10 protein-coding genes are annotated in these 14189 nt (G+C 30.8%); 2 read left to right on the top strand and 8 right to left on the bottom strand.

The window, feature by feature from the left end; translation table 11 throughout:
• Positions 1-6 precede the first annotated feature (6 nt).
• Positions 7-1281, bottom strand: coding sequence for a phosphoribosylamine--glycine ligase (purD, locus tag C1H87_RS11900; RefSeq protein ID WP_102756027.1), 1275 nt, complete (start codon positions 1279-1281; stop codon positions 7-9).
• 328 nt (positions 1282-1609) lie between these two features.
• On the opposite strand from purD, the gene C1H87_RS11905 reads away from it, so the two are divergent.
• Both C1H87_RS11905 and C1H87_RS11910 read left to right on the top strand, forming a co-directional pair.
• Positions 1610-2929, top strand: coding sequence for a phenylacetate--CoA ligase family protein (locus C1H87_RS11905; RefSeq protein ID WP_102756028.1), 1320 nt, complete (start codon positions 1610-1612; stop codon positions 2927-2929).
• A gap of 103 nt (positions 2930-3032) precedes the next feature.
• Positions 3033-4196 (top strand): glycosyltransferase family 4 protein, encoded by a 1164-nt coding sequence (locus tag C1H87_RS11910; RefSeq protein ID WP_102756029.1) that lies wholly within the window; start codon positions 3033-3035, stop codon positions 4194-4196.
• Here C1H87_RS11910 and C1H87_RS11915 read toward each other — a convergent pair.
• The 7 genes from C1H87_RS11915 to C1H87_RS11945 all read right to left on the bottom strand — a co-directional run bounded on the left by C1H87_RS11915 (position 4193) and on the right by C1H87_RS11945 (position 14173).
• The gene (locus C1H87_RS11915; RefSeq protein ID WP_158655206.1) at positions 4193-5512 is read right to left on the bottom strand and encodes an undecaprenyl-phosphate glucose phosphotransferase; all 1320 of its coding nucleotides are present in this window, start codon (positions 5510-5512) and stop codon (positions 4193-4195) included. The genes C1H87_RS11910 and C1H87_RS11915 overlap by 4 nt on opposite strands.
• A gap of 34 nt (positions 5513-5546) precedes the next feature.
• On the bottom strand, positions 5547-6533 hold the full coding sequence (locus C1H87_RS11920; RefSeq protein WP_199769285.1) for a UDP-glucuronic acid decarboxylase family protein: 987 nt from the start codon (positions 6531-6533) through the stop codon (positions 5547-5549).
• Positions 6534-6539: 6 nt separating this feature from the next.
• On the bottom strand, positions 6540-7940 hold the full coding sequence (locus C1H87_RS11925) for a UDP-glucose 6-dehydrogenase (RefSeq protein ID WP_102756032.1): 1401 nt from the start codon (positions 7938-7940) through the stop codon (positions 6540-6542).
• 42 nt (positions 7941-7982) lie between these two features.
• Positions 7983-8732 (bottom strand): WecB/TagA/CpsF family glycosyltransferase, encoded by a 750-nt coding sequence (locus C1H87_RS11930; RefSeq protein WP_102756033.1) that lies wholly within the window; start codon positions 8730-8732, stop codon positions 7983-7985.
• Complete coding sequence (locus tag C1H87_RS11935) at positions 8719-9891, bottom strand: glycoside hydrolase family protein (RefSeq protein ID WP_102756034.1); 1173 nt, start codon at positions 9889-9891, stop codon at positions 8719-8721. The genes C1H87_RS11930 and C1H87_RS11935 overlap by 14 nt, the downstream gene beginning before the upstream one ends.
• An 87-nt stretch (positions 9892-9978) precedes the next feature.
• Complete coding sequence (locus C1H87_RS11940) at positions 9979-12123, bottom strand: bi-domain-containing oxidoreductase (protein ID WP_102756035.1); 2145 nt, start codon at positions 12121-12123, stop codon at positions 9979-9981.
• 4 nt (positions 12124-12127) lie between these two features.
• Positions 12128-14173 (bottom strand): hypothetical protein, encoded by a 2046-nt coding sequence (locus C1H87_RS11945; protein WP_102756036.1) that lies wholly within the window; start codon positions 14171-14173, stop codon positions 12128-12130.
• Positions 14174-14189 lie beyond the last annotated feature (16 nt).

The following is a 14189-nucleotide window of genomic DNA, read 5'->3' on the forward strand; positions in this document are numbered from 1 at the left end:
ATAAATTTAGTTTAAATCAAAACCTATATCCTTACGATAATTCATCTTATCAAAATGTAGTTTTTCTATATTTTGGTAAGATTTTTTTATGGCCTCTTGGTATGTGTCTCCATATGATGTAATAGCCATAACACGTCCACCAGAGGTGACTACTTTACCATTATTCAAAATAGCTCCAGCATGAAAAGGTATAGAATCTTGAATGTTTTCTATTCCTGTAATTTCTTTTCCTTTTTCGTAAGCCTCTGGGTAGCCTCCAGATACCAACATAATAGTAGTAGCTGCACGTTCATCTATTTTAATATCAATGCTATCTAATGTACCATTGGCCATAGCTTCCAGTATCTCTACCAAATCATTTTTCAGTCTTGGAAATACCACTTCAGTTTCTGGATCTCCCATACGTACGTTGTATTCAATAACTTTTGGGTCGTCTCCAACTTTAATAAGTCCAATAAATACAAATCCCACATAAGGTAAATTATCTTTTTTAAAGCCTTCAATAGTTGGCTTTACAATACGTTCTTCAATTTTACTAAGGAATTCATCCGTTGCAAAAGGCACTGGAGAAATCGCTCCCATACCACCTGTATTTAACCCTGTATCCCCTTCGCCAATACGTTTATAATCTTTTGCCGTTGGCAAGATTTTATAGTTTGTGCCATCTGTTAATACAAAACAGCTTAATTCAATACCATCTAAAAACTCTTCAATAACTACTTTTGTACTTGCCTGTCCAAATTTGGCATCAACCAACATACTCTTTAATTCGGATTTAGCTTCCTCAAGGTCATTAAGAATAACAACACCTTTCCCAGCTGCCAATCCATCTGCTTTTAAAACATACGGGGCTTTTAAAGTTTCTAAAAAGGCATATCCCTTTTCAACTGTTTCTTTTGTAAAACTTTCGTATGCTGCAGTCGGAATATTATGCCTGTACAAAAACTCCTTGGCAAACTCTTTACTTCCTTCTAATTCTGCAGCTACTTTTTGAGGTCCAATAACAGACACGTGTTTAATAGCCTCGTCGTTTAAAAAATAGTCATGAACACCATTAACCAACGGGTCTTCTGGTCCTACAACAACCATATCAACACCTTCCTTTAAAACAAGCTCCTTAATAGCTTCAAAGTCATTCACTCCAATATTTACGTTAGTTGCAATTTCAGCTGTTCCAGAATTTCCCGGAGCAACAAATAATTGGCTGCATTTATCACTTTGAGCAATTTTCCAAGCGAATGTATGTTCTCTTCCTCCAGAACCAAGAATTAAGATGTTCATTGTATTTGTTTTTTTAAAATCCCATTAACGTGAGAATGATCATTTTTTATTGAAGGCTTTTAAAGGTTGTCATTGCGAAGGACATTAGGACTGCGGTAATCTGTTTAAATTATAAACTAAAATTAAACAGATTCTCTCGTCGCACTTTTAGTGCTCCTCAGAATAACAACTTGTAAACTTTTTAAAAACCTTTGTCATTTTCTCGAATGCAAAAATAATGGCTTTTTAGGTTTAGCCATGAATTCATCAATGTTTTTTTCTTATAATCATTCAAAAAATAGGATTTATCTTTAGATTTGTTTTTTAGTCATTTACAAATATCATTTTATTGGATTTTTTCAATCTTTCTTTAAAACTTAAAGGCTTTCCTATACGAAAAGCTCAAATCGCTTTGAAGGCCATTCAAAAGAGAAATGATACCGAGTTTAACACATATATTGAAACTAAAAAGCAAGAGATTGTTACTTATCATTTAAAGCATAATTCATTTTACAAATCGTTTGCAAAACATGCAGATCCATTAAATTGGAGTTCTGTTCCAATTATGACGAAAAAAGATTTGCAACAACCTTTAGAAACGCTTTTATCTGATGGGTTTTCTACAAACGATATTTATATTGATAAAACATCTGGAGCCTCAGGTCATCCCTTTATTTTTTCCAAAGACAAATTTACACATGCGTTAACCTGGAGTGTTATCATGGATCGGTTCTCTTGGTTTAACCTAAATTTTAATACCACCAAACAAGCACGTTTTTACGGCATACCTCTTGACAAGAAAGGTTATTACACCGAAAAACTTAAAGATCTTATTAGTAACAGATACCGGTTTAATGTGTTTGATTTAAATGATAAAGCCCTTGAAAATTGGTTAATGGATTTTAAAAAGAAACCTTTTGCTTATATGAATGGCTACACAAGCCCTATCGTTCAATTTGCAAAATATCTTCAGAATAAAAACATCATACTTAAAACCGTTTGTCCTACTTTAAAAGCTTGTGTCGTAACATCTGAAATGCTTTTTAAAGATGACAAACAGCTTATGGAAAAACAATTTGGAGTACCCATAATTAATGAATATGGCGCCTCGGAATTAGATTTAATTGCTTTTGAAAACACGAAAGGTGAATGGGTTGTGAATAGTGAAACACTTTTTGTAGAAATTTTAGATGAACACAACAATGTTTTACCTAATGGAGAAGCAGGGCGTTTAGTCATCACATCATTATATAACAGCTCACAACCATTTATACGATACGATATTGGAGATGTAGGTGTTCTTTCAAAAAAAAGCACACTCAAAAAGCCAATTCTAGAAAAATTAATAGGTAGAACAAATGATATTGCCATTTTACCTAGCGGGAAAAAAGCAGCCGGATTAACGTTTTATTACGTTACAAAAAGTATTATTGAAAACGATGGTAACGTTAAAGAGTTTGTTATTGAACAACTCGAACTCGATACTTTTAAAATTCACTATGTTAGCGACAATATTATTTCTCCAAACAAAATAAAGATGATAAAAGACGAAATGGAGCATTATCTTGAAAACGGACTTACTATTCTGTTTGAAAGACAAATGTATTTAAAACGTTCGAAAAGTGGTAAATTGAAGCAGTTTTCGTCATTAATACAGTCAAGAGAATGAACATTACTATAATTGCCGGAGCCAGACCTAACTTTATGAAAATTGCTCCTATTATTGAAGCTATTAAAAGGAAAGAATCTTTATCATTTAATGATGAGTTATAATGAGGGATATTCTAATCATAACCAATTATTTTCCTCCTGAGACCGGGGCCGCTTCCAATCGGATTTTTCATTTGGCAGATGGGCTCCAAAAACATAATTTTAAAGTATCTATTTTAACACCTTTACCTAATTATCCAACTGGAAAAATATTCAAAACTTATAAAGGAAACTTCAAACACTCTTCTACAGAAAATAATATTAACGTTCATCGCCTATGGATTTATGCCAGTAATTCTAAGAACAAGCTTTTGCGTTTAATAGCTATGTTGTCTTATAGCTTTAGTTTATTCTGGTTCTTTATGTGGAGTAAAATTCCGAAAACCGTTATTGTACAATCTCCTCCGTTGTTAGTTGCTTTTACATCTGTATTCTTTTTACGATCTAAAAAACGTAAGCTCATATTAAATGTAAGCGACTTATGGCCTATTGCTGGATTGGAATTAGGGGCTTTCAAAAAGAATTTCAGCTATAAGCTGTTAGAAAAAATCGAAAGATTCAATTATAAACATGCCAATTCCGTTCTAGGACAAAGCAATGAAATTTTAAGTCATGTAACATCTTTGTTTCCTGATAAGGATACTTTTTTATATCGTAATTATCCAGATTTTGTCACTCCTAAAATTTCTGAAAGAACAATTTCAAAAGGAAAATTACGAATTGTGTATGCTGGCTTACTAGGTATAGCACAGGGAATCTATAAACTATGTAACGAACTTGATTATACTAATGTACAATTCCATATTTACGGGAATGGTGCGGAAAGGTCTAAGATTGAAACGCTTATTTCCAACAATTCAGAATTAGATATCATATATCACGGCGAGGTATCAAGAGACAAGTTACATGAAGCCCTCATAGGATATGATTTAGCCATTATTCCGCTACTAAATAGAATTTACGGGTCCGTGCCTTCAAAAATATTTGAATACGCCAGATTAGGCTTACCTATGGTCTATTTTGGAGGCGGAGAAGGAGAAGAACTAATTGAACAATATAACTTAGGTTGGATAACTGAGGCAAGTAACTATTCGAAATTAAATGAGGTGATTTCTAAAATTAACCCAAATGAATTAAACATAGAATTCAAAGAAAAAATTAAAGCATCAGCTATAAAACATTTTGATTTCCAAACCCAACTTCAATCATTTATTCATGAAATTTAATACGCTTTTTCTTCCCCTTTTAGCGCATTTAAAAATGTTTGTATAATAATTTTTAAGTCTAATAACAGAGACCAGTTTTCAATATAAAAAATATCATATTTTACTCGGTTAATAATATCTTTTTCCATTTCTATTTCTCCTCTAAACCCACTAACCTGAGCCAATCCGGTTATACCAGGTTTCACAAAATGACGTACCATAAACTTATCAACTCTCTGTGCATACATATTTGTATGACTCACCATATGTGGACGAGGACCTACCACAGACATATTTCCAAACAATACATTAAAAAATTGAGGTAATTCATCTATACTCGTTTTGCGAATAAATGACCCTACTTTGGTAACTCGTTGATCACCTTTAGTTGCCTGATGTAAATGTGCCTTTTCATTCGGTCTCATAGATCTAAATTTATAACAATCAAACTCCTCATAATTAAATCCATTCCTTGATTGTTTAAAAAATACAGGACCTTTAGATTCCAACTTTATTAATATCGCCAATAACGGAGTTAACCATGATAAAACAAAAATTATAATAAATGATGAAAATAAAATATCAAATAGACGTTTCAAATATTTATTCAAAGAGTCTTGAAGAGGAATAGCCCTTAATGATAAGATAGGAATATAATCATAATATTCATACTTCATTTTTCTAGTGAAGATATCCTTATTGTCTGGAATAAACTTTAATTCTCTTAAATTATTATCTGCAAAATCTATAAGCCTATTAATTTGCTTATTTGACAACTCTGCTATAGAAAAATATATTTCATCAATATCATTATCTATAATGTATTTAAAGCACTTTTCTAAAGAAAAATCATTTTCGTTAACACTAAATTGTGCTTTAAATTTATATCCAAAATCAAGCCGGGAATTGAACGTGTTGATCAATTGTCTGGTTTTTTCATTTTTTCCAATAACAATTACATCTCTTATATTACCACTTAAAACAGATCTATATTTCTTGAGTAAGAAAAATGTTAATATCTTAAATACAGATATAAATAGTAATGTTGTTAATAAGTAATTTCCTAAAGCTAGTCTACTTATTCCTGGTTGTTTAAAAAACCCAATAAAAGCATAGAGAGCAATTGAATAAAAAACAAGCTGCCTAAATAAAAGCGGTATAATTTGGATTACTCTAGTATGCCGCTGAACTTCATAAAAATGATTAATAAGGGAAATAATAATCCACAAAAGAGATAGATAGGCACAAAATATGTATGCATTTAATAAGTTTATTTTAAACAAAAAAACAGTACCGTTTATTATACATAAATCAATGATACCAAATAATGGCTTCATTAAATTCGAATATCTACCTTGCTTATACCCCACTTTACTTTTTTATATGATTTTTAAAGTCTTTATGTTCACTTTTGAATAATTCTTCTTTTGATAATGTCTTAAAGTATTCATAAGTTCTTGCCATGCCTTCTTCCCTGTTAATTTTTGGCTCCCAGTTTAATTGTTTTTTAGCTAAAGATATATCTGGCTGCCTTTGTAATGGATCATCTTGCGGTAATTCTTTATATACTATATTTTGAGTAGTTCCTGTAAGCTTAATAACCTCTTCTGCAAATTCTTTAATAGTAATCTCATGGGGGTTACCAATATTTACCGGTAAACCGTAACTGCTTAATAGTAATTTATATATTCCTTCAACCTGATCATCAACATAACAAAAGGATCTTGTTTGAGAACCATCCCCAAATATAGTTAAATCTTCACCACGCAATGCCTGCCCTATAAATGCAGGGATAACCCTACCATCATTAAGACGCATTCTAGGACCATAAGTGTTAAATATGCGAGCAATACGTGTTTCTAACCCATGAAATCTATGATATGCCATAGTTATAGATTCTTGAAATCGTTTAGCTTCGTCATAAACTCCCCTTGGACCAATGGTATTGACATTGCCATAATAGTTTTCTGTTTGTGGATGAACTAAAGGGTCTCCATACACTTCAGATGTTGAAGCAATGAGAATTCTTGCCTTTTTGGCTTTAGCTAAACCTAAAAGATTATGAGTACCTAAAGAACCTACTTTTAACGTCTGAATTGGAATCTTTAAATAATCTATAGGGCTCGCCGGTGAAGCAAAATGCAAAATATAATCTAAATCCCCTTCGATATTAATAAATTCTGTCACATCATGTTCTATAAATTCAAAACACAAATTTTCTTCTAAATGAAACAGGTTCTTTTTATCTCCAGTAATAAAATTATCCATTCCAATAACATAATAACCTTCGTTTATAAATCGATCGCATAAATGTGATCCTAAAAAACCTGCTGCTCCTGTAATTAGGATTTTTTTCATAATGATTTAATTCCCTGTTCCTATATTATAATAAATAAACCCTATTATTTCCAATTCCTCTTTGTTTAAAAGACCTCTTCCATCAAAAACAAAAGCAGGCTTTTCCATATTTTTATAGATGTTTTTCCAATCATAATTTTTAAATTCATCCCATTCAGTTAAAATAGCAATAGCATGAGAATTTTTACAAGCTCTATACGGATCTTTATTTATAGTCAATAATCTTTTATTCTCAATTGAAGAACGCGTGCCCAAGTAATTTAAATCTTCATATATTCTTTCTTCAGTAACTTTAGGGTCATAAACAGATATTTCAGCTCTTTCATTTAATAAATCATCAGCAACCCTAATGGCTGCAGATTCTCGAGTATCATTCGTATTTTTTTTGAAGGCCCATCCTAAAAATGTTATTTTTTTTCCAGAAACCGTATTATATAAAGTACTTACTATATTATCTGAAAAACGTTTTTTTTGATGTTCATTCATAATAACAACTTGCTCCCAATAATCTGCAACTTCATTTAATCCATAACTCTTAGCTATATAAACTAAATTTAATATGTCTTTTTGAAAACAAGACCCTCCAAAACCAACTGAAGCATTTAAAAACTTAGAACCTATTCTAGAATCCATTCCAATAGCTTTCGAAACCTCCCGTATATCAGCTCCAGTTTTTTCACATATTTCAGACATAGCATTTATAGAAGATACACGTTGGGCTAAAAAGGCATTTGCTGTAAGTTTAGAGAGTTCTGAGGACCAAACATTGGTAGTTAATATTTGTTCTTTAGGAACCCAATTTAAATATACGTCTATTAAAGCTTGAATGGCAACCTCTCCCTCTTTGGTCGAAGCATCTCCTCCAATTAATACTCTGTCTGGTTTTAATAAATCTTGAATAGCAGTTCCTTCAGCTAAAAACTCTGGGTTTGATAATATTTGAAAATGAACACCGTTACCAGTGTTATCTAAAATACTTTTTATAGCCGAAGCTGTCCGAACTGGTAGTGTAGATTTCTCTACTACTATTTTATTTTGCCTAGAAACTTTAGCTATTTGACGTGCACATAATTCTATATACTTTAAATCTGAAGCCATTCCTTTACCTTTTCCGTAATTTTTTGTAGGTGTATTCACAGATATAAAAATCATGTCTGCTTCATTAATAGCTTCATCAATGTCTGTAGAGAAAAAAAGATTTCTTCCTCTAACTTCTTCTACAATTTTATCTAATCCTGGTTCAAATATAGGCAGCTTATTTAGATCTTTAGAATTCCAAGCAGCTATTCTAGACTCATTAATATCAACTACTGTTAATTTTATATGTGGGCATTTTTGAGCAATGACAGTCATTGTTGGTCCCCCTACATAGCCTGCACCAATACAACAAATTCTTTTTATATTCATAAATAAGATTTTTTAAGTAAAAATAGGAAGGTATATTTACAATTACACCTTTGATCCTTTTAAAAATCTCTCCTTAAAAACTAATAAAATAAACTTCGCATTTCCTACTAAATAACGCTTCCACATACGCTTCGGTTCTTGAATAAACCTATAGAACCATTCTAATCCATATTTTTGCATCCACAATGGCGCTCGTTTAACGAGTCCTGCAACGACATCAAAACTCCCACCAACACCCATTACAAAGTTTACTTTTTTTAAAACCTCCCTGTTTTCATATAAAAAATTCTCCTTAGTTGGAGAGCTAATTGCTACGAATAAAATGTTTGCTCCACTATTAACTATTTGATTGGCTATTTCTTTTTCTTCTTCTTTTTTAAAATATCCATTTCTATAACCTGCAATAATATCAGGGGAATATTGATTCGAATAATCATTAACAACTTCTTTCACAATGCTTTCTTTGGCTCCAAAAAAGAAAATTTTGTAATTCTTTTTATTAGCTAGTTCTACTAAATTAATCATTAGATCAATTCCTGCAACACGTTCTTGTAATGGTTTCTTCAAAATCTTTGACGCCCATACTACAGCCTGTCCATCAGCATTAATTAAGTCACATTCGTTCACACTCTGTCTTAGTCGAAGATCAGATTGCATTGCTACAATTTTACCAGCGTTTACAACTACGTGATGTAACTGTCGATTATTTTCAATTGCAAATTCGATAGATTGAAGTGTTTCTTCCATCGAAAGGTTATGAATTGAAGTATTTAAGATATTAATCTTTTTCATTTTCTTTTTTAAACTCTAAAAAATAATAACTAAATGCATAAAACATCCATGATTGAGCCCAACGAATATATGGAATTTTTGATGTTGCAGTTTTTCTTTTTTGATAATAAAAATACCCTTTAGAAGATTGCATGTTTTCTACTGTCCAATCCAAGACCTTATCAGCCATAGTCTTTTCCTTAGATAAAATATTTAGTTTCTTCAATGTCACAATGAATTGAGCTGGGGCATGTATATCTATAGGATAAGTTTTATCATTATAATATTTTGAAACACCATCACTAGTGAAAAACGTTTCTAAATAATACTTTAACCCTTTATCAATATAATTCTTAAATGAATAATCTTTGGAGGTTTGCTGATAAGTATTTATGCATTCTAAATTATAACCTGTATGAAAATTATCTATCCAAGCATGAAAAGGTAATGTTCCATAGGACCACGCTCCATTTTCTTGTTGCCTTTTACATACGTATGAAACAATTTTTTTTGCCTCATTTAATAATAATTTATTCCCATTATATTTATAAACAAAACACAAGAGCTTTGCTCCTAATAAACCCGCATTATATACTTGAGTATTATCTAATGGAGAATAAGACAATGTATAATCTTTATCTGCATCAAATGATTTATTTAAGTCATTTAGTATGAACTCTGTACTGCTTATGGCCGTATCTAATAATACTTTTTCTTTGGTTATTTGGTATGCTTCTAATAATGCTTCAACAATAAAAGAAGTTGCAACCACAGTTGGCGTATACTTTGGTTGAAAAAAAGCACGTGCTTGCCAATCAAAATTATAACCCCAACATGCACCCGAGTATCCCTTAGTTTTTAGTTCTAGAATTTTACTCGTAAGAAAATTAATCTTTTCTAAATATTCTGGACTCTTTTTAATTTTGTAAAGATTGCAATAACCAATTAAAAAAAGCCCTAAGCCTTTAGGATTGTAAGCTTTTTCTATTCCTAATAATTTTCTAAAGTTTAAAGGGCTTCGTTTGAAAAATTGAATCCAAGCTAGCCTAAAAAATCTTGATTTACCAAAAAAAGTTTTTTGAATTAACCAACTATTAAGCCCGTCATATGGATCCCAACCTTTAAAATTACTTTCTTCACAATAAATTTTTAATTTAAGAAAGCTTTTATCAATATTCATTAAAATATGCCAGCAAAGTGTTAATATTCGAAAACAAAAATAAGGGAAAAATACGAATGAAAAATCAAAAAATTAATATAATTAACCCTAAATTTCTTGAGGCAGACCCGTAGCAATACTATCCAAAATCTTAAATGTGGTTAATGTTGTCAAATAAATCGATTCAAAAGGAATAGGAGAATCTTTATTTGACTTTAAGGAATCTATAAAGGCTTCTACCTCTTGTTTGTGACCCTTTCCATCGATTTTTAACTTTGATATTTTATTAGATTCATGTATTTCACCACTCCTAAAATCATGGATTCTTCCAATTTTACCACCAGAGAATACCTCCACTAATTCTTTTGGCAAAGATTTATCTCCATTTCCTAAGTACAATAAGTTTCCAATTGAGCCATCTTCAAAAGAAACAGTTATTGAGATATTATCTTCGGGAGTCAATTTAGTATTTTCTGTTTTAATACATGCAGCATATACTTTAATTGGCTTTGATGAAGTAAAAAATTGCATTAAATCAATAAAATGGCACATTTCCCCTATTACTCGACCTCCTCCAATGTTTGGATTCTGTGTCCAATGCTCTTTGGGTAAAAAACCAGCATTTATTCTAATATTAATAACCTTAGCCTCACTATTTTTAGAGAAAGTTTCATTGATTTTTTCTGCAATTAAAGAAAACCTTCTATTAAAACCTACCATTAATTTCGATTCACTGTTTAAGTAAACCTCCTTAACTTTTTCTAATTCATCTAAATTCATGGCTAAAGGTTTTTCTACAAAGACGTGCTTCCCTGCCTTTAAAGCTTCTATAACATAAGAACTATGTGAATTGTGTGGTGTTGCAATAAAAACAGTATTTATTTTTGAATTATCTAAAACATCTTTAGCATCAGAGGATGCTTTGTCAAATTCAAATTTCGAACCTACATTTTTTGCTGAAATCCCTTTAGTTGTGACTACTGTGTCTAAAGAAGCCCCTTGTTTTTTTACATGAGGAATTAAATAACTTTGCGCAAAACTCCCTGCTCCTATAAATCCAACATTAATATCGCTAATACTTGAACTTGAATTTAAAGAAACTAAACTACTTTCTTTGTCTTCATTATCACTATACTTTAATAAAATCCCAATGTGAGGTTCTTCAGTTTTACCTAGCACAATGTCATATGCTTTCTCAGCTTCATCTATATTGAAAACATGTGTAATAAGATTCTCTAGTTTAATAGCTCCTTGAGAAATTAAACTTAAAAAAGTCTCCATATTTCTTTGTTCAGTATATCGAACATAAGCATAAGGATAATCTTCACCATCTTCTTCGTATTTTGTATCATAACGGCCAGGCCCATAAGAACATGACATTTTCAATTCTAACTCTTTGCGATAAAAATCAGGATCTCTTGGTATATCCATTTTTACAGCTCCTACAACAACAACTTTTCCCTTTTTTCTACTAATAATAGCAGAAAGTTCAATAGGATCATTAGAAGGTGCAGCTGCGGTAATAATAACACTATCAAAACCATGTCCTTCAGTAAAACTATCTATTGACGTAAGCAAGTTAGGATCATTTCTTAAAAGAGCCTCTTCCGCACCACTTCCTATTGCTAGGTCAACCAAATTTTTAGATAAGTCTATTCCATAAACCTGACATCCGTTTGCTCGTAACAATTGGACAGTAAGCTGTCCAAGCAATCCTAAACCTATAACACATACCTTGTCTCCCAGCCTTGGTTCTGCTTGTCGTACTCCTTGTAAAGCAATTGCGCCTAATGTTGTAAAACTAGCTTCCTTAAAGGATACGTTATCTGGTATTTTTGCCACAAGGTTTTGGGGCACCCCAACAATCTCAGAATGAGATGCATAATCTTGACCAGCGCATGCAACTCGATCCCCAGGTCTAAACTTACTTTCACTATCCAATGAGGTTAGAACTACCCCAGAAGTACTATACCCTAGTGCTTTTAAGGAATCCAACTTAGTCTTAACTTTATCAATAGTAGCTTTTAGTCCCTCTTTTTTAATATTTTGAAGTACTTGAGCCACTAAGTCTGGTCGTTGTTTAGCTTTTCCTATAAGACTCGCTTTTCCAACTTTTACAGTTCCCCTTTCTGTTCCTGCACTAATTAAGGAAAATTTATTCTCTACCAACACCATATTATTAGAAATTGAAGGTTTTGGAACCTGATCGACATAAAGTTCTCCTGTTTTAAAATTTTGTATAACTTGTTTCATTTCTTTATAATTTTATTCTTTCTATCGAAAGCTTTTTTAATAATTTCTTTCCTTTCTTTATGTCTACTAAACCAAATCTAAAAGACTCATATTTTTCTAATTTTGGCATAAATATTTTCTTAATTACGGGTTTTCCAAATTCTTTACTAATATTAAACTCTGACAAATCAAAATTTTCAAAACCATGTTCAATTCTATCAGAAGGTAAAAATTTCACATCTTCCTTATAACTGTAAGCATGGAAATATATATATTTATTTTTTAATAATTCTAAATTCGAAAACTCTTCAAGTATTATTGATAACTCGTAACCTTTACTATTTAATCTCTTTATTTTTATCTGTTCTAAAACCAATTGATTGGCCAACACAACTTTTTCCTTATATAATGTTTGTGAATTGTCAACTTTTAGGTTTTTATTATAAAAAACAAAATAATCTCCATATTGTTCGTTAGTGTCATAATATGTTGGTAAAATAAAATTACTAAACTGATAATAATTATCACACCGCCTATCCACCAAAATGACATCGTTATATGATAATCTTTCTGTAAAAGTCATTATCTTCTCTTTATAATTAGCTTTTACAAAATAGATATCAGAAGATATATTTGTTTGTAAATTAGAATAATTATCCAAGATCGATTTATTTATATTAATATAGCCCATATTTCTTTTTTCTAAATCGGGCACCCTATGAATTGCCTTATGAATATTGGATATCTTATTAGGGAACAAATAATTCTTTTGCCCATAAATCTCTGGAGTATATAGGACCAAAATTATCACTACACCTATATAATAAGATGCTTTTAAATATTTAAAGTCCTTTTTCTTTTGAAATGCATGAAAAACAATAGATAATAAAGAACCTACCAAAAACAAAAATGGGATATAAAAAGGAACAAGGTTTCTTTCTAAAAATTCTACCTGTTTCATTAAACCAAATAAAGATAATAGTAATACAAATAAAATAATCCCATACTTTACTCTCTGTTCTTTTGAAGCATATTTAAAACCAAAGTATACTATAAGTGGAACTAAATAAATAGCGTAACCCATTAACGCTCTTAAATTAGTAACTGTTCGATAGAAATTATATAACAGCCCTGTTGTACTCTTATTACCTGCCTCTAAACGTTGTCCATTACTATAATTCCAAAAATTAGAAACAAAATCATGTAACATTTCATTAAAAGAACCAAAAAAACCATACCAATTTATCAATATAAAAAAAACAATAAAAGAAACTGTTATAGTAAGAATCTTTTTTAAAAGAACTTCAAAAGAAAACTTATCCTCTTTATTAAGAAATGGTACAGCACAAAGTAACAATACGAAAAACAAAGAAGAAAACTTTACTGAAATGATAAAAGCGCTAACAAAGCCTATAAATATCATCATAAAAGAAGAAATTTTTCTTTTTTGAAACAAATACAAAAATAGGGAAATGACTATGCTTATAAAACCAAGTAGGAGAGGTTCTATATAAGCATACCCCTGTTCATTACTTAGTTGTGAATTCAGACTTGGAAAAACTATTAAAAAAACCAAAGCGAAGTAATACTTATGTTTATAACAATAAAAAAGCAAAGGTATCATGCATACAAATACGAATAATATACTTTGTAGTCGCAAATAGTAAAAAAAATCCCTAAGATTAGGATCTTTCTCAAGCCTTTGTTTAACCTCGTGAGCACTTATATCTTTATTTAAATAATTTTCTAAGATATATTTATGTCCAACTCTAGACCAACCAGAAATAGCTGTATTTCCTCCCATTTTTTGAGACATCTTTATTAGGGCTCCAGGGTAAAAAAGACGATACATCCAACGCCCGCCTTCCAAAGCTCTAAAATTATCCACATGTCCCGTCTTTATAGATTTAATTGCTAACAAAACCGTATGATATTCATCATCATGATAACGAGTCAAATTATTATCCAAATAATTCTTTCTTACTCCTACCAATAAAAACAAAGCAACAAGTAATATAATCGAAAACCTTATATTATTATTCTTAGTTAAATTCAATAATATATTTTTCATATTTCAAAAACCTTTT

The organism is Flavivirga eckloniae (assembly GCF_002886045.1).
GTDB lineage: Bacteria > Bacteroidota > Bacteroidia > Flavobacteriales > Flavobacteriaceae > Flavivirga > Flavivirga eckloniae.